Raw genomic sequence first — 22,592 nt, 5'->3', positions numbered from 1 at the left:
AGGGAGGGGTGGATGCCGCAAGCCGCGGCCGTCGTGAACGCGCGGGTGCGGCATCCACTGTTCACGTTCCGGCCACCGTGCGACAGCGGGACGTGGCACGCTGGCGTCATGGGCCAGAGCGACACCGGAACCATCCCGCACCCCGTCACCGAAGAGCTGCGCGCCACGATGGCGACGGCCGGCATCACGCACGACGCCGACCTCGTCGCACGCATCCTCGCCACCGGCATAGGGCTCGGACTCGACGACACCGACCGGCTCGATCTCAAGATCACGTCCTCGGCCCTCAGCGAGATGCGCCAGGCGTTCCGGCTCTTCGCGCCGTACCGCGGCATCCCCAAGGTCACGATCTTCGGCTCGGCCCGCACCCGCTCCGAAGACCAGCTGTACCGCCAGGCCTCCGAGACCGCGGCCGCGCTCGCCGAACGCGGGTGGATGGTCGTCACCGGCGCGGGCCCCGGGATCATGGAGGCGGCCGCGGCGGGCGCGGGCCCGCTGCAGTCGCTGGGAGTGTCGATCCGCTTGCCGTTCGAAGAGAAGCCGAACGCGATCGTCGGCGGCAACGCGCGCAACGTCGCGATGAAGTACTTCTTCACGCGCAAGCTCATGCTGGTGAAGGAGTCCCGGGGATTCGTGTGCGTCCCGGGCGGTTTCGGGACGCTCGACGAGATGTTCGAGCTGCTCACCCTGCAGCAGACCGGCAAGGCGGACCCGACCCCGATCGTGCTGCTGGACGCGCCGGGCGCGGGCTTCTGGGCTGGGCTGCGGCGTTTCGTCGACGACCACCTGCTGCCGTCCGGCGTCATCTCGCCCGGCGACTTCGACCGCGTGCTCGTCACCGACTCCGTCCAGGCGGCGGTGGACGAGCTCACCGGCTTCTACCGCAACTACGACTCGCTGCGGTGGGTCGGCAAGAGGCTCGTGCTGCGTCTGAAGGCCGAGCCGACCGACGCCGAGGTCGAGACGCTCAACGAGCAGTTCGCCGATCTGGTGGCCGAGGGGCGCATCGAACGTCGCGGAGCCCTCACCGTCGAGCGCGAGGACGACGACGTGGTGGACCTCCCGCGCCTCGTGCTGCGACTCGACCAGTTCCGGGTGGGGGAGCTGCACCGCCTCATCCGCGCCGTGAACGCCCTGGAGTCCGCGCCGCGGGAGTGAGTCGCGGGATGCCGCACCCGCGGCCCCGCGTCAGAGCCGGCGATAGCGCGCCGAGAGCACCAGGAACACGCCGTACGCGATGAGCCCCACGCCGATGCCGCCGCAGACGAATGGGCCGAGCGGCAGGGCGATGAGTCCGTCCAGCGCGGCATCGAGCCCGCCCGCGTCCTCGGGATCGACCTTGACCGCCGCGACCACCAGCAGCACGCCGACGGTCAGCAGCGCGAGTCCCTTCGCGACATAGCCGACGACGGCGATGACGGTCACGATGTCGCCGGCACGCCCCGACGGCATTCTGAGCAGCCGGACGAAACGACGCGTGAGTCCGACGACGGCGAATCCGACGCCGCCCGCGCCGATGGCCACGCCGACGGCGCCGAGGACGATCGGTCCGCCCGGGACGAACAGCACCCCGCGGCTCGCGTCCTGCACGCTGTCGTCGGGGTCGGGCCGCGCACCGACGGCGACGGCGGCGGCGATGACCGCGAGCGCGAAGAACACCGCCGCCTTGGCCCACTCGATGAGCCGCGCCCCCCACTTGCGACGCTGGGACTCGCGACGCACCAGGATGCCGTCGAGGATCTGCCAGACGCCGAGCGCGGCCAGAGCCAGGGCGGCCAGCCACAGGACGACGAACCCGAGCGGGGCGCCGGCGATCGTCAGCATGGCCCCGGACTGATCCGTCTCGCCGTCGCCGCCGAAGGCCACCACGATCGCGAGGACGCCGATGAGCACGTGCACGATCCCGTCGGCGACGAAGCCCGCGCGTGCCAGCGCTTCGAACACAGGATTCGCCTCGGCGCGATGAGCGGCGCCGCGCACCTCCGCCCGGGCCGTGGAGCCCGCCCCAGATGACATGGCGTCCACGGTATTGCGAACCACGCAGTGACCGCGGGGGCTTGCGCCGCACCCCTGCGCTGTGCTGCGTGCACGGCGTGCGGGGACGCCGCTGGAGGAGGAGACGCGGGTGAGACGCCTCTCATCGGGATGTCAGCATCCGTTCATCCGCCGGTCTCCGCGATGTCGTCCGCCGACGCCAGCATGAGCGCCGACCCCAGGAGGAACGCCGCCGTGAGCATCATCGAGAACTTCCGTCGTCCGCTGCCGATCGCCGACCACGCCCGGGGCAAGCGCCTCGCCGTGACGTGCCAGCTGAAGTGCGCCAACGCGTGCACCAACCCGGAGTGCAACACGTCGTCGAACCAGACGTTCCAAGAAGTGGCGTCGGCTGCGCTCTCGCGTCGCGCGCTGCTCGGTCTGGGGGCGGCGGGCGCCGTCGCCCTGGCCGTGGGCGCGGCACGCTCGCAGGCGCCGCTGTCGGCGCCGGGGTCCGCCGGTGTCGGAGGCGCCGGTGCCGCGTTCGGCCGTCCCGCGGGCGGCAGCCTGCCGTTCGACGCGATCGCGCCCGTGAACCGGTACGTCGACGACCTCGTCGTCCCCTCCGGCTACACGTGGCAGCCGATCATCCGGTGGGGCGACCCGCTCTTCTCGAACGCGCCGGTGTTCGACATCGACGCGCAGAGTCCCGCGGCGCAGGCACTGCAGTTCGGGTACAACAGCGACTACCTCGACATCGTCGCCGACCCGAGCGGCAAGACGGGCGTGCTCGTCAACAACCACGAGTACTGCAACCCGGGGATCATGTTCCCGCCGACGACCGATCCGGCCGAACTTCGTCGCCGCGGCGACATCTTCAAGGCTGCGCAGGGCATGTCGGTCGTCGAGGTCACGCGTCGTCGCACCGGGACCCCGTGGTCGTACGTCGTCGACGGCAAGCGCAACCGACGGATCACGGTCGAGACCGTCTTCGAGCTGACCGGCCCCGCCGCCGGCAGCGACCTCGTGAAGACCGCGGCCGACCCCGAGGGACGATGGGTGCGCGGCACCCTCGGCAACTGCGCGGGCGGCACGACCCCGTGGGGCACGATCCTGTCGGGGGAGGAGAACTTCAACGGGTACTTCGCCTGGGCCGCCGACACGCCCGCGCAGAAGCGCTACCAGTCGACGTCCTCGACCTCGACCGAGACGGGGTGGGAGAAGTACGACCCGCGCTTCGACGCGCACAATCCCGACTACGTCAACGAGCCGAACCGCTTCGGCTACATCGTCGAGATCGACCCGCAGGACCCGACCTCGACGCCCCGCAAGCACACGGCGATGGGTCGCTTCAAGCACGAGGGTGCGAACGTCATCGTGGCCGAGGACGGCCGCGTGGTCGCCTACATGGGAGACGACGAGCGCAATGACTACCTCTACAAGTTCGTGTCGAAGAACCGGATCTCGGGCTCGCGCAAGAAGAACCTCGACCTGCTGAGCGAGGGCGACCTGTACGTCGCGAAGTTCCGGGGCAACTCGCCCGTCGGCGAGATCACCGGCACCGGCGCACTCCCGGCCGACGGGCTGTTCGACGGCTCCGGGGACTGGGTGGCGCTCACCCGCAACGGCGAGAGCGCCGTGCCCGGCTTCACGACCGAAGAGGTGCTCGTCCACACGCGCCTGGCGGCCGACGCCGTGGGCGCGACGAAGATGGATCGTCCCGAGGACGTCGAGCCGAACCCGCGCACGGGCAAGGTGTACCTCGCGCTGACCAACAACTCGGCGCGCTCGGCGGCGACGGTCGACGAGACCAACCCCGTCACGGGCAACCGGTACGGCCACGTCGTCGAGCTGACCGAGACCGCCGGGCAGGCGGGCACGACGTTCGGCTGGAGCATCCTGCTGCTGTGCGGCGACCCCGCGGTGTTCGCGAACTCGTACTTCGGCGGCTTCCCGAAGGAGCTCGTGTCGCCGATCTCCTGCCCCGACAACGTCGCGTTCGACTCGGCGGGCAACCTGTGGATCTCGACCGACGGAGCGCCCAGCACGATCGGCTACAACGACGGTCTGTTCCTGGTGCCGCTGGAGGGCGCCGAGCGCGGCCATGTGCAGCAGTTCCTGGCCGTGCCTCGTGAGGCCGAGACGTGCGGCCCGGTGATCCACGACCGCGACGGCCTGGTGTTCGTCGCCGTCCAGCACCCGGGCGAGGGCGGCACGTTCGCGGCGCCGACGTCGCTGTTCCCCGACTACGGCTCGACGGCCCCCGGCGACGTCTCGTCGGCGCCGCGGCCGGCGGTGGTGCAGGTCTACCGCGCCTGATCGCGGCCCGCGCGAGAGACGGGAGGGTGGATGCCGCGGCATCCACCCTCCCGTCGGTCCGGGGCGCGACACCGCATGGCAGGCGACGCACGCGCGACGCGCCGTGACCGATCGCTCGGGATCGCCGCCTAACATGGGGCGGATGATCCGCGAGGGCACGCACCGGCCCACGGCCGGATGGAGCATCGTGCCGCGGCTGGTCCGCGGCGCCCCGCCGGTCGTGCTGGTCGTCGTCGGCGCGCTGTCGCTCCTGGTCGGGCTGCTCATCGTCACGCGCCCGCTCACCTCGCTGCTCGTGCTGACGATCTACGTCGGCATCAGCGCGATCCTGTCGGGGGTGGCGCGCATGCTCGCGGCGCCCGAGACGCCGCTGTGGTCCCGCGTGACGTTCGGGACGCTGTGGATCGCCGTGGGACTGGCGGTGCTCGTCGGCTTCGGGCGCACGCTGGAGCTCCTCCCCGAGCTGATCGCGGTGCTGCTCGTGCTCGGCGGTCTGGCGTCGCTGTACGACGCGCTCACCCGTGGACGCGTGAGCCGACGCGTGCTGTCTGCTGTGTGGGGCGGCGCCCAGATCGCGTTCGGCGTGCTGTCGTACGCGTGGCCGGATGTGACGGTGCTCGTCGTCGCGCTCATCTTCGGGCTGCGCACGATCGTGTTCGGCGCGACCCTGCTCTTCCGCGCAGTGCGCGCGTTCGTCGAGGGGCGCCGGTCGGTGCCCGCCACGGCGCAGCCGGCATCCGCCGACGCTCCCCGGGCCGGGTCGGGCAGAGCCCGCGCGGCGTGGCTCGCTGCAGGGCGCTACGCGCTCTCGGTGCTGCTGATCGTCCTCGCCGCGGGCGGGTGGTGGGCGAACTCGTGGTTCCAGGACGGCGCGCAGGTGGTCGACGCGTTCTACGACCCGCCGGCGGTGGTGCCGTACGAGCACGGCAAGCTCATCCGCTCCGACGAGTTCACGGGGCAGAAGCCCCCGGAGGCCGATGTGTCGCGCATCCTCTACACGACGCGCGACGCGAACGGTCAGCCCGCCGTCGCCAGCGGTCTCGTGATCGTGCCGCACGACCCGCCGCCCGGCCCGCGCCCCGTCGTCATCTGGAACCACGGCACCACGGGTGTCGCGCGGGGCTGTGCACCGAGCCTGCGCGACGCGTCGGCGACGAAGTGGGCGATCCCCGGACTCGACCAGGCCATCGCGAAGGGCTGGGTCGTCGTCGCGTCGGACTACTCGGGCCAGGGCGCGCCCGGCGAGTTTCCGTACCTCATCGGCCGCGGCGAGGCGCGGTCGTCGCTCGACGCGGTGATCGCCGCCCGCGAGCTGGAGGGGCTGAACCTGTCGGCGCACACCGTCGTGTGGGGGCACTCGCAGGGCGGCCATGCCGCGCTGTGGACCACCCAGCTGGCTCCCGACTACGCCCCCGACCTCGACATCCGCGGCACGGCTGTGCTGGCACCCGCCGCCGAGCCGGTCAAGCTCGCGCAGGAGCTCACGACGGGCGACGCCAACGCGATGCTCTCGATCCTCATCTCGTGGGTGCTGGTGCCGTATGCCGACACCTACGCCGAGATCGACCTCGCCGACTACATCGCGCCGGGCTCGGAATCCATCGTGCGTGAGATGACGCAGCGCTGCCCTACCGAACCCGGTGTGATCGTCTCGGTCGCCACGGCGCTGGGCGTGTCGGAGGATCGGCCGCTGTACGTCGGCGACCTCACGGCCGGCGCGCTCGGCAAACGGCTCGAGGACAACACGCCGAAGGGCCCGTTCGGCACCCCGATCCTCATCGCGTGGGGGAGCGAGGACGAGGTCATCCCGCCGCACCTGCAGCGCGAGTTCGTCGCCACGCTGTGTGCGCAGGGCGAGCAGGTGCGCAGCCTCCAGTACCTCGGGTACGACCATCTGCGCACGCTCCTGCCCGGCTCGCACTTCATCCCCGTCCTCATCAGCTGGACCGATGCCCGCTTCCGCCACGCCGACACCCACGTGGACGACTGCGGTCGGTGACGGCGACCGCCGCGGCCGGGAGAGGGGACGTCAGGCGACTCCCAGGGCGACGCGATGCGGCATCCGGTAATGTTGGAGGGTTCCGGCGCGCGCAGGCGCCCCGGTGAGAGCTGAATACGGAGGCTGTTGTGGACATCGATCTCGGACTTCTGCGGACCGTCGAGCGCGAGAAGGAGATCCCCTTCGACGAGCTCGTGCACATCATCGAACAGGCGATCCTGACCGCCTACGCCAAGCACACGTCGCCCACCGGCGAGCTGCCCGAGGGCGCACGTGCCGAGCTCGACCGCAAGACCGGTCACGTCGCGGTGTTCATCCCGCTGCTCGACGAAGAGGGCGCGGTCGTGGGCGAAGAGGAGTCGACGCCCGAGGACTTCGGCCGCATCGCCGCGTTCGCCGCGAAGCAGGTCATCAGCCAGCGTCTGCGCGACATCGCGGACGACGCCGTGCTGGGCGAGTTCCGCGGCAAGGAGGGCGACATCGTCGCCGGCATCGTGCAGCAGGGCCCGAACCCCCGCATGGTGCACGTCGACCTCGGCTCGGTCGAGGCGATCCTCCCGCCCGAGGAGCAGGTGCCCGGCGAGGACTACGCGCACGGCGCGCGCCTCCGCGTGTACGTGACGTCGGTCGCCAAGGGCACCAAGGGCCCGCAGATCACCGTCTCGCGCACCCACCCGGGGCTCGTCCGCAAGCTCTTCGCGCTCGAGGTGCCCGAGATCCCGGCGGGTCTCGTCGAGATCGTCTCGCTCGCGCGCGAGGCCGGCCACCGCACCAAGATCGCCGTCAAGGCCAACGACCCGTCGATCAACGCGAAGGGCGCGTGCATCGGCGAGCTCGGACGCCGCGTCCGCGCCGTGACCGAAGAGCTCGGCGGCGAGAAGATCGACATCGTCGACTACGACCCCGAGCTCGCGAAGTTCGTCGCGAACGCGCTGTCGCCCGCGAAGGTGACCTCGAGCTTCATCCTGGATGCCTCGAACAAGGCCGTCCGTGCGCTGGTGCCCGACTACCAGCTGTCGCTGGCGATCGGCAAGGAGGGGCAGAACGCCCGCCTGGCCGCCAAGCTCACCGGCGCCAAGATCGACATCCAGCCCGACTCCATCCTCGAGGACAGCTGAGCCTCGGCCCCCGGTCGTTGAGCGAGCGAGGAACGAGCGAGACGAAACGTCGGTGTAAGATGGTCCCTGTACGAACGTGCGTCGGATGCCGCACGCGTGCTCCCCGGTCCGCCCTCCTCAGGGTGGTCTCCATCGATTCCGTCCTCGTCGTCGACGAGCGCGCGTCGATGCCCGGACGAGGCGCGTGGGTGCACGAGACGCCCGAGTGCGTGGATGCCGCCATCCGGCGCCGCGCCTTCGTGCGGGCATTGCGTGTGTCAGGCCCGCTTGACACGCAGACCATCGAAGAGCACATCCAGCGAAAAGGCTGAACGGCTATGGAAACAAAGTGAACGGCTCGAAATGAGACCCGTCCGCCGATAACGGTCTGCCCTGTCTGGGCAGACCCCAGACAGGAGAATTTGTGGCTGCCAAACCACGCGTGCACGAGATCGCTTCCGAGCTCGGCGTCGACAGCAAGGTCGCGCTCGAGAAGCTGAAGGAGCTCGGCGAGTACGTCAAGAGCCCCTCGTCCACCATCGAACCCCCCGTGGCGCGAAAGCTTCGCGCTGCGCTCGAAGCCGACGGCTCGGCCAAGCCCGACGCGGCTGCGGCCGCGCCGGCCGCCAAGCCCGGTGCCGCGCGTCCCGCTGCGACGCCCGGCGCCTCGAGTGCTCGGCCCGGCCCGGCCGCCAAGCCCGGCCCCGCCGCCAAGCCCGGCCCGGCGCGTCCGGCTGCGCCCGCCACTCCGGCGGCTCCCGCCGCCCCGGCGGCCACGGCTGCTCCGGCGGCCGAAGCCCCCGCGGCTCCGGCTGCTGCCGCGCCCGCGACCCCGGCTGCTCCCGCGGCCCCGGCTCCGGGTGCCAAGCCCGGCGCTCCCAAGCCCGGTCCCGGCGGCGCCACGCCGCAGGCACCGCGTCCCGGCGGCACGCCGCGACCCGGCAACAACCCTTTCGCGTCCTCGCAGGGCATGGGTCAGCGTCCCGCCGGCCCGCGCCCGGGCAACAACCCGTTCGCGTCGGCTCAGGGCATGGGCCAGCGCCCGACGCCCGGCAACATCCCGCGTCCGCAGGCTCCGCGCCCCGGCTCCCCGCGTCCCGGCGCTCCCCGCCCGGGCGGTGCGGGTCGTCCCGGTGGCGGCGGTCGTCCCGGCGCTCCGTTCCAGCAGCGTCCCGGCGGCCCCGGTCGTCCCGGCGGCGCCGGCGGCTTCCAGCGTCCCGGTGCTCCCGGCGCGGGCGCGCCCGGCGGCTTCGCCGGTCGTCCCGGCGGTGGCGGCGGTCGTGGCCGTGGTCCCGGCGGCGGTACCGCCGGTGCCTTCGGCAAGGGCGGCGGCAAGTCGAAGCAGCGCAAGTCGCGTCGGGCGAAGCGGCAGGAGTTCGAGATGCGGTCGGCGCCGGTCGTCGGCGGCGTCAACGTCCAGAAGGGCAACGGCGAGATCATCCGCATGCGCCGCGGCGCATCGATCGCGGACTTCGCGGACAAGCTCGAGGCGCTGCGCGGCTACACCGTGCAGCCCGGCACGCTCGTGACGATCCTCTTCAACCTCGGCGAGATGGCCACGGCCACCGAGTCGCTGGACGAGGCGACGTTCGAGGTGCTCGGTGCCGAGCTCGGCTACAAGATCCAGATGGTCTCGCCCGAGGATGAAGACAAGGAGCTCCTCGAGGGCTTCGGTCTCGACCTCGAGGCCGAGCTGGAGGCTGAGAACGAGGAAGACCTCGAGATCCGTCCTCCTGTGGTCACCGTCATGGGCCACGTCGACCACGGTAAGACGCGACTGCTCGACGCGATCCGTCAGACCAACGTGGTCGCGGGCGAGGCCGGCGGCATCACGCAGCACATCGGTGCCTACCAGGTCTGGACCGAGCACGAGGGCATCGAGCGTGCCATCACGTTCATCGACACCCCCGGTCACGAGGCGTTCACCGCAATGCGTGCCCGTGGTGCGCAGGTCACCGACATCGCGATCCTCGTGGTCGCGGCCGACGACGGCATCATGCCGCAGACGGTGGAGGCGCTGAACCACGCCCAGGCGGCCGAGGTGCCGATCGTGGTCGCGGTGAACAAGGTCGACAAGCCCGAGGCCAACCCGGCCAAGGTCCGCCAGCAGCTCACCGAGTACGGCCTGGTCGCCGAGGAGTACGGCGGCGACGTCATGTTCGTCGACGTGTCGGCCCGTCAGGGCACCGGCATCCAGGATCTGCTCGACGCGGTGCTGCTCACCGCCGACGCGGGCCTGGACCTCACGGCCAACCCGAACAAGGACGCGCGCGGTGTCGCGATCGAGGCGAAGCTCGACAAGGGCCGCGGCTCGGTGGCCACGGTGCTCATCCAGTCCGGAACGCTGCGCGTCGGCGACGCGATCGTCGCGGGCACGGCCTACGGCCGCGTGCGCGCCATGATCGACGAGAACGGCGACCCGGTCGAAGAGGCCTACCCGTCGCGTCCGGTCCAGGTGCAGGGTCTGAACTCCGTGCCCCGCGCCGGCGACACCTTCATCGTCACCGAGGAGGACCGCACGGCCCGCCAGATCGCTGAGAAGCGTGAAGCGGCCGAGCGCAACGCCCAGCTGGCCAAGGCCCGCAAGCGCATCTCGCTCGAGGACTTCACCCGCGCTCTCGAAGAGGGCAAGGTCGAGTCGCTCAACCTCATCATCAAGGGCGACGTGTCGGGTGCCGTCGAGGCGCTCGAGGAGTCGCTCCTCAAGATCGAGGTCGACGACTCCGTCCAGCTGCGGATCATCCACCGCGGCGTCGGTGCGATCACCGAGTCCGACATCAACCTGGCGACGATCGACAACGCGATCGTCATCGGCTTCAACGTCCGTCCCGACACGAAGGCGCGCGAGCGCGCCGCCCGCGAGGGTGTGGACGTCCGGTTCTACTCGGTCATCTACAACGCGATCGACGATGTCGAGCAGTCGCTCAAGGGCCTGCTCAAGCCGGAGTACGAAGAGGTCCAGTCGGGCGTGGCCGAAATCCGCGAGGTGTTCCGCTCCTCGAAGTTCGGCAACATCGCCGGTGTCATCGTCCGCTCGGGCACGATCACGCGCAACGCCAAGGCGCGCGTCATCCGCGACGGCGTGGTCATCGCCGACGGCCTGGCGATCGAGTCGCTGCGCCGCTTCAAGGACGACGTCACCGAGGTGCGCACCGACTACGAAGCCGGTATCGGCCTCGGCAAGTACAACGACATCCAGGTGGGCGACGAGATCGAGACCACCGAGATGGTCGAGAAGCCGCGCGGCTGAGTCCGCGTACTGATTCCGGATGCCTGGGCTCCAGGCATCCGGAATCATCCCCTTAAGGAGCAATCATGGCCAGCGAACGTCAGGCCCGTCTGGGCGACCGCATCCGCGTGATCCTCGCCGAGCGGCTGGAGAAGGGGCTGCGCGACCCGCGGCTCGGCTTCGTGACGATCACCGACGTCCGCGTGACCGGTGATCTGCAGCACGCGTCGGTGTTCTACACGGTGCTCGGCTCGGCCGAGGAGCGCGAGGCGTCCGCCAAGGCGCTCAAGTCGGCGACCGGGATGCTGCGCTCCGAGGTGGGCAAGCAGCTCAACGTGCGCCTCACGCCGAGCCTCGAGTTCATCGCCGACGCGATCCCCGAGAACGCCGGTCACATCGAGGACCTGCTGCGCGAAGCGCGGGAGCGTGACGAGTCGGTCGCCGGTCTCGCGGCCGGTGCGTCGTACGCCGGCGACGCCGACCCGTACCTGAAGCCGCGCGAGTTCGCCGACGAAGAGGACTGAGGGCAGTCTCGAGGAACGCGCCGGAATCACAGGATTCCGGCGCGTTCTTCTGCACGACGTCGGACTCTGCGGAGTCTGCGGGCCGGTTCACCGGGGGAGTCGCAGCATCCCATCGGCCGCCTCGGCGAGCCCGTCCGCGATGAGCGAGTCGATCGCACGGTCGCGCTGCAGTGCGTCGGGCCAGTCGGGCACGACGTCAGCCAGCGGGACGGCGTGGGTGGCGGCATCCCTGAGCGTCTTCAGCACGGCGCCGCGCGCCTGTCGGTCGCTGCCCTCGTAGCGCGCCTGCTTGCGGCGGTCGTCACCGGTGTCGGGGCGGCCGGCGGCGAGCCAGGCGCAGCGGTCCTGCAGCGGACACGCCTCGCAGCGCGGCGCGCGAGCCGTGCACACGATGGCGCCGAGCTCCATCGCGGCGGCGTTGACGACGGCGGCCGTGGCGACGTCGTCGGGGAGGATCTCCGACATGGCATCGAGGTCACGACGCGACGGCGGTCCCGGCTGCGAACGCCCGTCGATCGCGCGCGCCAGGACCCGTCGCGTGTTCGTGTCGACGACGGGATGCCGGTCCCCGTACGCGAACACCGCCACAGCCCGCGCGGTGTAGTCGCCGATTCCGGTGAGGGCGAGGAGCGCATCGACGTCGCGAGGCACGACGCCGTCGTGGCGATCGCGGATCTCGACCGCGGCGCGGTGCAGCCACAGCGCCCGGCGCGGATAGCCGAGGTTCGCCCACTGTCGCACCGCATCGGCGGGCGCCGCCGCAGCGAGGTCGCTCGGCGTCGGCCACCGGTCGAGCCACGCCTGCAGGTGAGGGATCACGCGGTTCACGGGCGTCTGCTGCAGCATGAACTCGCTGACGAGGACGCCCCATGCCCCGAATCCGGGATGCCGCCAGGGCAGGTCGCGCGCGTTCTCGCGGTACCACGCGACGAGCGGCGTCGCGAGATCGGGTCGCGCAGCGGTCGTCACGGGCACGCGCTCCAGCGTATGCGCTCGCGCAACCTCGGGGTCCCGCCTGCCCGGCAGGGCCGATCGTCGAGAACGGGTGGGTCGCCGCCGCGCCGTAGGCTGGAGGCATGCGCCTGCCCATCACGCCCACGACGACGCTGTGGCGCGAGCTGCGCGACAGGGTGCGGCGCAGGTACCCCGCAGGACGCGTCGTGATCGCGGTCGACGGGCTCGACGGGGCAAGCAAGACGGTGTTCGCCGACGGGCTTGCGGAGGTGTTCGCCGAGGCCGGCGACGCGGTGTTCCGCGCGGGCATCGACGGGTTCCACCGGCCGCGGGCCGAGCGCTACGAACGGGGCCGCCGCAGTCCCGAGGGCTTCTACCGCGACTCCTACGACTACGCCACGTTCCGGCGCGTGCTGCTGGACCCGTTCCGGGACGGCGCGCAGACGGCGGGGACGACCGGGTTCCAGCTGGCCGCGTTCGACGTCGCACGCGACGCGCCCGTCGAGTCCCAGTGGGTGACCGCGCCGCGCGACGCGGTGCTCGTGATCGACGGCATCTTCCTCCACCGTCCCGAGCTGCGGGACCTGTGGGACTGGTCGATCTGGCTCGACGCGCCGTTCGCCACGACGTACGCCCGGATGGCGCTCCGCGACGGTTCCGACCCCGACCCGGACGCTCCGTCCAACTCCCGCTACCGGCAGGGCCAGCAGCTGTACCTCGACGAGGCGCGGCCGCGGGAGGCGGCATCCGTCGTCGTCGACAACGCCGATCTCGCACACCCCCGGATCGTCGGCTGATGGCCGCGCCGGGCATCCTGCTGGTCGACAAGCCGCAGGGCATCACGAGCCACGACGTCGTCGCGCGCGCCCGTCGCGCACTCGGCACCCGCAAGATCGGGCACGCGGGAACCGTCGACCCGATGGCCACGGGCCTGCTCGTGCTGGGCGTCGAGGGCGCGACGCGTCTTCTCACGTTCGTCGTGGGGCTCGACAAGACGTACGAGGCGACGATCCGTCTCGGCGTGTCGACCGACACCGACGACGCCGACGGGCAGATCGTCGGGACGGTGGATGCCTCGTCCCTCGAGTCCTCCCGCATCGCCGAGGCCATCGCGCCGCTCACCGGCCGCATCTCGCAGGTGCCGAGCACGTACTCGGCCATCAAGGTCGACGGCCGGCGCGCGTACGACCTCGCGCGCGCAGGGGAGGACGTCCAGCTCAAGGCTCGCGAGGTCACGGTGTCGCGGTTCGCGGTGCTCGCCGAGCGCCGCGCTTCGACGGTCTCGGCGACCGAGGGGGTCGTCGACGTGGACGTCGTCGTCGACTGTTCCAGCGGCACCTACATCCGCTCGCTCGCACGCGACCTCGGAGCCGCGCTCGGTGTCGGCGGGCACCTGACGGCGCTCCGCCGCACCCGCATCGGCCCCTTCGACGTCGCGACCGCCGTCGCTGTCGACGCGATCGCCGATGCGCCGCTGCTCGCGCCCGCGGAGGCGGCGGCAGCGGTGCTCGGCCGCTTCGACGTGACCGCCGAAGAGGCGCGCGACCTGCGTCACGGCAAGCGTCTGACGGGCGCCGCGTCGCGGCTGCCCGCGAGCCCCACGGCGGCGGTCGACCCCGCCGGTGGCCTGGTCGGCATCGTCGAGCGCCGTGGCGCCGACGTCAAGAGCGCGATGAACATGCCCGAGGAGGCGGCTCGATGATCCTGTGGTTCACCATCGTGCAGGTGGTCGTCGCCGTCGCGGCCGGCCTGTTCTGCATCATCGCGGGACTGGCGGGGCGCCGCCCGAGCGACTGGAGCGTGGGCTCGCTCGCGCTCGTCGAGCTGCTGCTCGTCGCGCAGGTCGTCATCGCCATCGTCTCGCCCTTCGCCGGCAACCCGCCCAGCGGGAGCCTGCTGGAGTTCTGGGTGTACCTCGTCTCGGCGGTCCTGCTGCCGTTCGCCGCGGTCGCCTGGGCGCTGCTCGAGCGCAGCCGCTGGAGCACCGTCATCATGGGCGTCGCCGCGCTGTCGATCGCCGTCATGGTGTGGCGCATGCAGGTGATCTGGACGCTGCAGGCCGCCTGATGCGCGCCAGCTGCGGCACTGCGCACGACAGCGCGTGGCGGCATCCGGATCCGTCATTCGAGCACACGAACTAAACTCAGGTGGTTATGTCGTCGCCCGCCCGCCCCCGTATGACCGGCATCGGCCGTGTGCTCGTGATCGTGTACGCGATCATGGCCCTCGGCGCCACCGGTCGGTCCTTCGTGCAGATCGTCGAGCGCTTCGACGAGGCACCGCTCGCCTATACGCTGTCGGCGGCCTCGGCCGTCGTGTACATCGTCGCGACGCTCGCGCTGGTGTTCGCCGGCCGCCGCGGCTGGTACGTCGTGGCGTGGGTGGCCATCGTCTTCGAGCTCGTGGGTGTGCTGGTCGTCGGCACGCTGAGTCTCGTGGCGCCCGAGCTGTTCGCGCACGACTCGGTGTGGTCGTACTACGGCCGCGGCTACCTCTTCGTGCCGCTCGTGCTGCCGTTCCTGGGGCTGTGGTGGCTCGCCACGCATCGGCCCGGCGCACGCCAGACGGCGCCTGACACCGCGGCGGTGGCATCGTGATCGTCTTCCGCGACCCCAGTGAGGTGCCGGCCGGGTTCGGCCCGTCGGTCGTCGCGATCGGCAAGTTCGACGGCGTGCACTCCGGCCACCGCGCCGTGATCGACCGCGCGAGGGTGGACGCCCTCCGCCTGGCCGACGGCGCGCGCGTCGTCGCGGTGACCTTCGACCGCAACCCGCTGGCGCTGCTGCGGCCAGAGATCTGCCCGCAGAGTCTCGTCGGCGTCGAGCAGAAGCTGCGACTGCTGGCGGACGCGGGCGCGGACGCCACCCTCATGCTGACGTTCGACCGTGCGCTCGCCGACCTCGGCGCGCGCGAGTTCGTCGAGCACGTGCTGGTCGGCGCCCTCGGCGTGCGCATCGTGATGGTGGGCGCGGACTTCCGATTCGGCCGCGGCGGCGCGGGCAACCCCGCCCTGCTGCGCGAACTCGGCCCCGAGTTCGGCTTCGAGGTGCACGTGGTCGACGACGTGCGGGCGATCGACGCCGGACGCCGCGTGTCGTCGACGTGGGTGCGCGAGCTGCTCGACGCGGGCGACGTCGCCGGCGCGGCGCGCCTGCTCGGGCGTCCGCACGCCGTGCGCGGCGAGGTCGTGCACGGCCTCAAGCGCGGTCGCGAGCTCGGCTTCCCGACCGCCAACCTGTCGCCCGACCTCGAGGGCTTCGTGCCTGCCGAGGGCGTGTACGCGGGATGGCTGGTGGACGAGGGGATGCCGGGGGATGCGGCATCCACTCCCCGCAGCAGTGTGCGGTACCCGGCGGCGATCAGCATCGGCACGAACCCCACGTTCGACGACGTCGACGTGCGCCAGGTCGAGGCCTATGTGCTGGACGAGACGGATCTCGACCTGTACGGCCACACCGTCGAGGTCGAGTTCGTGTCGCGCATCCGGGGCATGGTCGCGTTCGAGGACGTCGACACGCTGATCGCGCAGATCGCCGACGACATCGTGCGGGTCCGCAGCGAGCTCACCTGACGTCGTCGATCCCGGTCTGCTCATGTGAGCAAACTCTGTGCAGATGTTGCTCGCGTGCGCGCGAGTGTGTCAGCCTGGAGGTGACGACGAAGGGAGGATCGTGGACGCCGTCGACGAACTCCTCTCGATCCGTGCCGCCGAGCTCTACTACGAAGAGAACCTCACGCAGGAAGAGATCGGCAAGAGCCTGCAGATCACGCGCTGGAAGGTGGGACGCCTGCTGACGCAGGCGAAGGACGCCGGCTTCGTGCGCATCGAGATCCTCCACTCGCGGGCGCGGCGCCCGCAGCTCGAACGCCGCCTGCGCGACGAGCGCGGGCTCGCCGACGCGGTCGTGGTCTCGCGCGCGGGCGTGCGCAGCGAGGACGAGCTGCAGCAGCGGGTGGCGCAGGCCGCCGCCGACCACCTCGCGTCGCTGCGGCCGAGTCCCCGCGTGCTGGGCGTGAGCTGGGGTCGCACGCTGGCCGACATCGCCCACGACCTGCGCGACGGCTGGTCGTCGCACACCGACGTCGTCCAGATCAACGGCGGCGTGAGCATGACGCCGCGGCCGGGCACTGCGGCCGCCACCGCCGTCGGCATCGCCCAGAAGGGCGGCGGCAGCGCCGCACTGCTGCCGAGCCCGGCGATCCTCGAGCACCGCGCCACGAAGGATGCGATCGAGGCCGACCGCGTCGTGGCGCGCGTGCTCGAGCTCGCCCGCTCCGCCGACGCGTACCTCTTCAGCGCCGGTGCCGCCGACCACGGCTCGGTGCACGTCGACAGCGGCTACCTCGCGCCGTCCGACATCGATCGCCTCGTCGCGGCGGGCGCGGTGGGCGACGTCGTCGGGCGCTACATCGACGCCCAGGGGCGCATCGTCGATCCCGACCTCGACGCCCGCACGGTCGGCCTGTCGCTCGACGAGCTGCGTGAGGCCCGCGTCGCGATCGCTGCGGTCGCCGGTGCCGCCAAGCGCGCCGTCGCCGCGGCTGTCGTCGCCTCGGGCCTGTGCACCGTGCTCGTCACCGACGAGTCCACCGCCCTCCAGCTGCTCGACGGCTGAACCCTGTCATCGCGCCCTGCGCACTCCATCGAAAGGCAGTCCCGACATGTCAGGCACCTCCATCGTGACGCTGCCCGAGCGGGCCGTAGAGCTCCTCGGCGGCGAACCCGACGACACGACGCTGCGCCGTTACCTGCACGGCCTGCCCGGCGTCGACGCCGTCGGCCTCGAGCAGCGCGCCGCTGCGCTCGGCACGCGCTCCATCAAGACCTCGTCCAAGGCGTGGGCGCTCGACAAGATCATCCAGCTCATCGACCTGACGACGCTCGAGGGCGCCGATACGCCGGGAAGGGTGCGGTCGCTCGTCGCGAAGGCGCTGAATCCGGATGCCTCCGACCAGACCACCCCTCGCGTCGCGGCCGTCTGCGTCTACGGCGACATGGTGCCGTACGCCGTCGAGGCGCTCGGCTCAGCGCACGGGGATCCGGACGAGGGCGGCGTGAGCGTCGCGGCCGTCGCGACCGCGTTCCCGAGCGGCCGCGCGTCGCTCGACATCAAGCTCGCGGACACGGCCGAGGCGGTCGCCCACGGAGCCGACGAGATCGACATGGTGATCGACCGAGGCGCGTTCCTCGCGGGGCGCTACGGCCTGGTGTTCGACCAGATCGCGCGGGTCAAGCAGGCCTGTCGGCGCGAGGACGGCACCTTCGCGTCGCTCAAGGTGATCCTCGAGACCGGCGAGCTCAACACGTACGACAACATCAAGCGTGCGTCGTGGCTCGCGATCCTCGCCGGCGGCGACTTCATCAAGACGTCGACGGGCAAGGTGTCGCCGGCGGCGACGCTGCCGGTCACGCTGCTGATGCTGGAGGTCGTGCGCGACTGGCATCGCGCGACGGGCGAGAAGATCGGGGTCAAGCCGGCCGGCGGCATCCGCACGTCGAAGGACGCCATCAAGTACCTCGTCACCGTCGCCGAGACGGTGGGTGAGGAGTGGCTGCAGCCGCACCTCTTCCGCTACGGCGCGTCGAGCCTGCTCAACGACGTGCTGCTGCAGCGCCAGAAGCTGAAGTCCGGGCACTACTCCGGCGCCGACTACGTGACGATCGACTGAGACAGAAGGCGACTAGGACCGACATGAGCTTCCTCGAGTACGCACCCGCCCCCGAGTCGCGGGCGATCCTCAACCTCAAGCCCGAGTACGGGCTGTTCATCGACGGCGACTTCCGTCCGGGCTCCGGCGATCCGTTCGTGACGATCTCGCCGGCCGACGAGTCGCACATCGCGACGATCGCGACGGCGACGGAGGCCGACGTCGACACCGCGGTGGCCGCCGCTCGCCGCGCCTACGAGCGCACGTGGTCGAAGATGAGCGGCCGTGACCGCGGCAAGTACCTGTTCCGCATCGCCCGCCTCGTGCAGGAGCGTGCGCGCGAGCTCGCCGTGGCCGAGAGCCTCGACAACGGCAAGCCGATCAAGGAATCCCGTGACGTGGACGTGCCGCTCGTCGCCGCGTGGTTCTTCTACTACGCAGGCTGGGCCGACAAGCTCGACTACGCCGGCCTCGGCGCCGACCCGCGCCCGCTCGGGGTGGCCGGGCAGGTGATCCCGTGGAACTTCCCGCTGCTCATGCTCGCGTGGAAGATCGCGCCCGCACTCGCCGCCGGCAACACCGTCGTGCTGAAGCCCGCCGAGACGACGCCGCTGTCGGCCCTCATCTTCGCCGAGATCCTGCAGCAGGCCGACCTGCCGCCGGGCGTCGTCAACATCGTGACCGGAGCCGGTGCCACCGGTGCGGCCGTGGTGCGGCATCCCGATGTCGACAAGGTGGCGTTCACCGGCTCGACCGCGGTCGGACGCGAGATCGCGAAGGCCGTCGCCGGCACCGACAAGAAGCTGACGCTCGAGCTCGGCGGCAAGGCAGCGAACATCGTGTTCGAGGACGCGCCGATCGACCAGGCCATCGAGGGCATCGTCAACGGCATCTTCTTCAACCAGGGGCACGTGTGCTGCGCGGGCAGCCGCCTGCTCGTGCAGGAGTCGATCCACGACGAGGTCGTCGACCGGCTCAAGGACCGCCTCTCGACGCTGCGCCTCGGCGACCCGCTCGACAAGAACACCGACATCGGCGCCATCAACTCGCGCGAGCAGCTCGACCGCATCCGCGAGCTCAGCCGCATCGGCGAGGAGGAGGGCGCCGAGCGCTGGAGCGCCGACTGCGTCATCCCCGACAACGGCTTCTGGTTCGCTCCGACGATCTTCACCAACGTGCAGGCGAGCCACCGCATCGCCCGCGACGAGATCTTCGGTCCGGTGCTGTCGGTGCTGACCTTCCGCACGCCCGCCGAGGCGATCGAGAAGGCCAACAACACGCCGTACGGTCTGTCGGCGGGCGTCTGGTCCGACAAGGGCTCGCGGATCCTCGCCGTCGCCGACCGCCTGCGCGCGGGCGTGGTGTGGGCGAACACGTTCAACCGGTTCGATCCGGCCTCGCCGTTCGGCGGCTACAAGGAATCGGGCTACGGCCGCGAGGGCGGTCGCCACGGCCTGGCCGCGTACCTCAAGGGCGGGTCGGCCCTCGACACCGGCCGCCGGGTCGAAGCCGGCCGCGCGAAGAAGGAGGTGGGCAAGTGAGCAAGCGCCTCACCGTCCCCAAGACGTACAAGCTCTACATCGGCGGCGCGTTCCCGCGCAGCGAGTCGGGTCGCACCTACGAGGTCGCCTCGCCGAAGGGCGACTTCCTCGCGAATGCGGCACTCGCGTCGCGCAAGGACGCGAGGGATGCCGTCGTCGCCGCCCGCGGCGCCGTCAAGGGCTGGTCGGGGGCCACGGCCTACAACCGAGGTCAGGTGCTCTACCGGGTCGCCGAGATCCTCGAGGGTCGCCGCGCGCAGTTCATCGACGAGATCGTGCAGCAGACCGGAGCATCGGCCGCCGTCGCCGGCGCCGAGGTCGACGAGGCGATCGACCGCTGGGTCTGGTACGCCGGCTGGTGCGACAAGTTCGGCCAGGTCGCCGGCAACGGCAACCCGGTCGCCGGCCCGTACTTCAACATCTCGGTTCCCGAGCCGACCGGCGTGGTCGGCATCGTCGCCCCGCAGGACACCGCCCTCGTCGGGCTCGTCTCGGCCATCGCGCCGGCGCTCGTGACCGGCAACTCGGTGGTCGTGGTGGCCTCGCAGCGCTACCCGCTGTCGGCCATCAGCCTCGCCGAGGTGCTGGCGACCAGCGACGTGCCCGGGGGAGTGGTCAACGTCCTCACCGGGTCGCCCGCCGAGATCGCGCCGTGGCTCGCGTCGCACCCCGACGTGCACGCCCTCGACCTCGTCGGCGCCGGCGACCTCGACTGGATCGATCTGCAGATCGCCGCCGCCGACACGCTCACGCGTGTGCTCCCGCCTGAGAACGGAGTGGATGCCGCGGCCCCGAGCCTCGCCCGCATCACGGCCTTCACCGAGACGAAGACGGTCTGGCACACGAAGAGCCTGGTCTAGTCGTCCGACGCCTCCGGGCGCGGGGGCGGCTCGGGGTTGATCTTGAGCACCATGTCGGGGTGGAGCGTCCACTGCGGCACGCGGTTGAAGATGTAGAGCGTGATGTCGTCGACGCAGAACCGCTCGCCGATGCCCATGCCCGAGTCGCCCGCCGCTGTGCGCGCTGACCGGTCCGGCGCCGGACGCTACGCAGAATCGGATCCGCACGAGCGGACGGGTCGCGCGACACGCCGATGCTGAGGGGCCGGCGACGGCGTGTCCACGCGGCGGTCCGCGCATGCGGATCCGATTCTGTGCGCGGGCGGCCGGGGGCGGCGTGGGCCATCGACGGACGGCGTCCGTCGGTGGCTCAGTCGAGCTGCAGGCCGCCCCACTGGCCGGGCTCGGCGAGTTCGCCGTAATGCACGTCCACGTCGTGCGCCGAGACGGAGGCGACGCACGCGAGGAGCGACAGCGTCGGATAGCCGTACGGACGGTTGTCGCGGATGATCGCGTCGTCGTCCGTCGGGGGGAGCTCGGCCGAGCGGGCGAGCACCTCGACCCACGGCATCCACCACTCCGCGTCGGCGGCGGGCGGCGTCGCCTGGAACTCGCCCAGCCAGCGCGCGATGCGCGGCGTGCCGGGGTCGTCGACATCGTCGTGCGCGATCATGTGCGTGCCGGGCGCGAGCTCGACGGCGCGCAGCGAGGCGCCGTCCCACATGAGCACACGCGCGCGGCCGCCCTCGACCTCGACGAGGTTGAACCCGTGCGTCGCCGGTGTGCCGGACGGTGAGCGGCCGGCGACGGCGTCGAGCACGAGTCCGCCGCGCGAGACCAGCTCGGGCTCGGGGCGGTCCGACACGTCGGCTCTGTTGAGCAGCACCGCCAGGCGGCCTGCCGCGGGATCGGCGGCGAGCCATGCGCCGCCCGCGCGCACGTCGCGCACGCCCACGACATCGTCGTGCGGTTCGGGCCACCAGCGTCCGAGCGGGTTCCACGGGCGCGCCGGATCCTCGTCGCGCACCGCGAGCACGCGCGTCGGCTCATCGGGCGACTCCGGGACGCGGATGACGACGGTGCACATGCGGGGGCTCCTGGTGGTTCGGGTGGTCGTCCGCGGGTCGGGCGGTCGTGCCAAGATCGGAGGGTGTTCGTCGTGGTCGGAGTGACGGGCGGGATCGCCGCCTACAAGACGGTGCAGCTCGTGCGCCTGCTGGTGAAGGCGGGGCACGACGTCCACGTGGTCCCGACGGACGACGCGCTGCGGTTCGTGGGGCTTCCGACCTGGGAGGCGATCAGCCGCCACCCCGTGACGACCTCCGTCCACGATGACGTCGCACGCGTGCGTCACGTCTCGCTCGGCCGATCGGCCGACCTCGTGATCGTGGCGCCCGCGACGGCGAACACGCTGGCGAAGATGACCGCGGGCATCGCGGACGACCTCCTCGGAACGACCCTACTCGCCACCACGGCGCCCGTCGTCGTCGCGCCGGCGATGCACACCGAGATGTGGCGCCACCCCGCCACCGTCCACAACATGGCGGTCCTGCGCGAGCGAGGTGTCGTCGTGGTGGGCCCCGACGAGGGCGAGCTGACGGGCGGCGACAGCGGGCCGGGACGGATGACGGAGCCCGAGGCGATCCTCGACGCGGCGCTGGCCGTCGTCGCCGATGAGGCCCCCGGCGACCTCGCGGGCCTGCGGGTCGTCGTGAGCGCGGGCGGCACGCGCGAGCCGATCGACCCGGTGCGCTTCATCGGCAACCGCTCGAGCGGTCGTCAGGGCGTCGCGGTGGCGCTCGCCGCGGCGGACCGCGGCGCGGACGTCGTGCTCGTCGCGGCGCACGTCGACGAGGGCGTGCTTGCCGAGGCATCCACTCGTCCCACCGTGCGCGTGGTCGGCGCCGGGACGGCAGACGAGCTGGGCGCCGCCGTCGAGACCGAGGCGACCGGTGCCGATGTGGTCGTCATGGCCGCGGCCGTCGCGGACTACCGCGTCGCGGAGGTGTCGCCCCTCAAGCGTTCGAAAGACGCGGCGCCGGAGGGCGGGATCACGCTAGACCTCGTCGAGAACCCCGACATCCTGGCGGGGCTCGTGCGGCGGCGTCGCGACGGTCAGACGATCGTCGGCTTCGCGGCCGAGACCCCGGGCGACGGCGAGACGCTGCTCGACCGCGGGCGCCGGAAGGCCGCCCGCAAGGGCACCGACCTGCTCGCGGTGAACGAGGTCGGCTGGACCCGCGGCTTCGAGTCGGCAGACAACGCCGTGACCGTCATCGACGCGGCGGGGGAGGTCGTCGCAGCGCGACGGGGCAGCAAGCGCGATGTGGCCGATGCGCTGTGGGACGCGGTGCTCGCGGTGCGCCAGAACGGAGCGAATCCAAAGTAACGAAAAGGTAACGGCGCATGTAGAGTGGTCCGCACCACGTCGAAGAGGACGTGGCGAAAGACCCTCGGAGGACATGCC

At 71.6% G+C, this 22,592-nt stretch carries 21 protein-coding genes; 17 read left to right on the top strand and 4 right to left on the bottom strand.

The window, feature by feature from the left end:
* The first annotated feature begins 108 nt into the window (after positions 1–108).
* A complete protein-coding gene (locus JNB62_RS08390; protein ID WP_220300569.1) occupies positions 109–1,158 on the top strand; it encodes an LOG family protein in 1,050 nt (349 codons plus the stop codon).
* A 30-nt stretch (positions 1,159–1,188) separates the two neighbouring features.
* Here JNB62_RS08390 and JNB62_RS08385 read toward each other — a convergent pair whose 3' ends face one another.
* A complete protein-coding gene (locus JNB62_RS08385; RefSeq protein WP_220300418.1) occupies positions 1,189–2,016 on the bottom strand; it encodes a DUF1206 domain-containing protein in 828 nt (275 codons plus the stop codon).
* A 183-nt stretch (positions 2,017–2,199) separates the two neighbouring features.
* Between JNB62_RS08385 and JNB62_RS08380 the strand changes: the two genes are divergently transcribed.
* The 6 genes from JNB62_RS08380 (at position 2,200) to rbfA (ending at position 11,142) form a co-directional block, all read left to right on the top strand.
* The gene (locus JNB62_RS08380) at positions 2,200–4,293 is read left to right on the top strand and encodes a PhoX family protein (protein ID WP_220300417.1); all 2,094 of its coding nucleotides are present in this window, start codon (positions 2,200–2,202) and stop codon (positions 4,291–4,293) included.
* Positions 4,294–4,435: 142 nt separating this feature from the next.
* The gene (locus JNB62_RS08375) at positions 4,436–6,292 is read left to right on the top strand and encodes a lipase family protein (RefSeq protein ID WP_220300416.1); all 1,857 of its coding nucleotides are present in this window, start codon (positions 4,436–4,438) and stop codon (positions 6,290–6,292) included.
* A gap of 128 nt (positions 6,293–6,420) precedes the next feature.
* Positions 6,421–7,410: a transcription termination factor NusA gene (gene nusA / locus JNB62_RS08370; protein ID WP_220300415.1), complete on the top strand. Its 990-nt coding sequence runs from the start codon at positions 6,421–6,423 to the stop codon at positions 7,408–7,410.
* A 59-nt stretch (positions 7,411–7,469) separates the two neighbouring features.
* Positions 7,470–7,721 carry a YlxR family protein gene (locus JNB62_RS08365; protein ID WP_220300414.1) on the top strand — a complete coding sequence of 84 codons (252 nt, stop codon included), beginning with the start codon at positions 7,470–7,472 and terminating at the stop codon, positions 7,719–7,721.
* 92 nt (positions 7,722–7,813) lie between these two features.
* Complete coding sequence (infB, locus tag JNB62_RS08360; protein WP_308291755.1) at positions 7,814–10,639, top strand: translation initiation factor IF-2; 2,826 nt, start codon at positions 7,814–7,816, stop codon at positions 10,637–10,639.
* A 65-nt stretch (positions 10,640–10,704) separates the two neighbouring features.
* On the top strand, positions 10,705–11,142 hold the full coding sequence (gene rbfA, locus JNB62_RS08355) for a 30S ribosome-binding factor RbfA (RefSeq protein WP_220300413.1): 438 nt from the start codon (positions 10,705–10,707) through the stop codon (positions 11,140–11,142).
* 87 nt (positions 11,143–11,229) lie between these two features.
* Here the strand turns inward: rbfA and JNB62_RS08350 are convergent, their stop codons facing one another.
* Positions 11,230–12,117 carry an A/G-specific adenine glycosylase gene (locus JNB62_RS08350; protein WP_220300412.1) on the bottom strand — a complete coding sequence of 296 codons (888 nt, stop codon included), beginning with the start codon at positions 12,115–12,117 and terminating at the stop codon, positions 11,230–11,232.
* 101 nt (positions 12,118–12,218) lie between these two features.
* Between JNB62_RS08350 and JNB62_RS08345 the strand changes: the two genes are divergently transcribed.
* The 9 genes from JNB62_RS08345 (at position 12,219) to JNB62_RS08305 (ending at position 20,146) form a co-directional block, all read left to right on the top strand.
* Positions 12,219–12,893, top strand: a complete 675-nt coding sequence (locus tag JNB62_RS08345) for a uridine kinase (protein ID WP_220300411.1) — start codon at positions 12,219–12,221, stop codon at positions 12,891–12,893.
* Entirely contained in the window at positions 12,893–13,798 is a 906-nt protein-coding gene (gene truB, locus JNB62_RS08340; RefSeq protein ID WP_220300410.1) for a tRNA pseudouridine(55) synthase TruB, read from the top strand. Before JNB62_RS08345 ends, truB begins: the two co-directional genes overlap by 1 nt.
* A complete protein-coding gene (locus tag JNB62_RS08335) occupies positions 13,795–14,163 on the top strand; it encodes a hypothetical protein (protein WP_220300409.1) in 369 nt (122 codons plus the stop codon). Before truB ends, JNB62_RS08335 begins: the two co-directional genes overlap by 4 nt.
* Before the next feature lie 86 nt (positions 14,164–14,249).
* Entirely contained in the window at positions 14,250–14,693 is a 444-nt protein-coding gene (locus JNB62_RS08330) for a hypothetical protein (RefSeq protein ID WP_220300408.1), read from the top strand.
* On the top strand, positions 14,690–15,667 hold the full coding sequence (locus JNB62_RS08325; RefSeq protein ID WP_220300407.1) for a bifunctional riboflavin kinase/FAD synthetase: 978 nt from the start codon (positions 14,690–14,692) through the stop codon (positions 15,665–15,667). The genes JNB62_RS08330 and JNB62_RS08325 overlap by 4 nt, the downstream gene beginning before the upstream one ends.
* Positions 15,668–15,767: 100 nt before the next feature.
* On the top strand, positions 15,768–16,712 hold the full coding sequence (locus JNB62_RS08320; RefSeq protein ID WP_220300406.1) for a sugar-binding transcriptional regulator: 945 nt from the start codon (positions 15,768–15,770) through the stop codon (positions 16,710–16,712).
* 46 nt (positions 16,713–16,758) lie between these two features.
* Complete coding sequence (deoC, locus tag JNB62_RS08315; protein WP_220300405.1) at positions 16,759–17,766, top strand: deoxyribose-phosphate aldolase; 1,008 nt, start codon at positions 16,759–16,761, stop codon at positions 17,764–17,766.
* A 23-nt stretch (positions 17,767–17,789) separates the two neighbouring features.
* Positions 17,790–19,286 carry an aldehyde dehydrogenase family protein gene (locus JNB62_RS08310; RefSeq protein ID WP_220300404.1) on the top strand — a complete coding sequence of 499 codons (1,497 nt, stop codon included), beginning with the start codon at positions 17,790–17,792 and terminating at the stop codon, positions 19,284–19,286.
* Positions 19,283–20,146 carry an aldehyde dehydrogenase family protein gene (locus JNB62_RS08305; protein ID WP_220300403.1) on the top strand — a complete coding sequence of 288 codons (864 nt, stop codon included), beginning with the start codon at positions 19,283–19,285 and terminating at the stop codon, positions 20,144–20,146. The genes JNB62_RS08310 and JNB62_RS08305 overlap by 4 nt, the downstream gene beginning before the upstream one ends.
* Here JNB62_RS08305 and JNB62_RS08300 read toward each other — a convergent pair.
* Together JNB62_RS08300 and JNB62_RS08295 are read right to left on the bottom strand one after the other, a co-directional pair.
* Positions 20,143–20,283: a hypothetical protein gene (locus JNB62_RS08300; protein ID WP_220300402.1), complete on the bottom strand. Its 141-nt coding sequence runs from the start codon at positions 20,281–20,283 to the stop codon at positions 20,143–20,145. The two genes, JNB62_RS08305 and JNB62_RS08300, sit on opposite strands and share 4 nt — an antisense overlap.
* 212 nt (positions 20,284–20,495) lie before the next feature.
* Complete coding sequence (locus tag JNB62_RS08295; RefSeq protein ID WP_220300401.1) at positions 20,496–21,212, bottom strand: NRDE family protein; 717 nt, start codon at positions 21,210–21,212, stop codon at positions 20,496–20,498.
* Positions 21,213–21,275: 63 nt separating this feature from the next.
* On the opposite strand from JNB62_RS08295, the gene coaBC reads away from it, so the two are divergent.
* Positions 21,276–22,514, top strand: coding sequence for a bifunctional phosphopantothenoylcysteine decarboxylase/phosphopantothenate--cysteine ligase CoaBC (gene coaBC, locus JNB62_RS08290; RefSeq protein ID WP_220300400.1), 1,239 nt, complete (start codon positions 21,276–21,278; stop codon positions 22,512–22,514).
* Positions 22,515–22,592 lie beyond the last annotated feature (78 nt).

Source organism: Microbacterium jejuense (assembly GCF_019511665.1).
Lineage (GTDB): Bacteria > Actinomycetota > Actinomycetes > Actinomycetales > Microbacteriaceae > Microbacterium > Microbacterium jejuense_A.
This window is presented reverse-complemented; position numbering and strand designations above follow the sequence as displayed.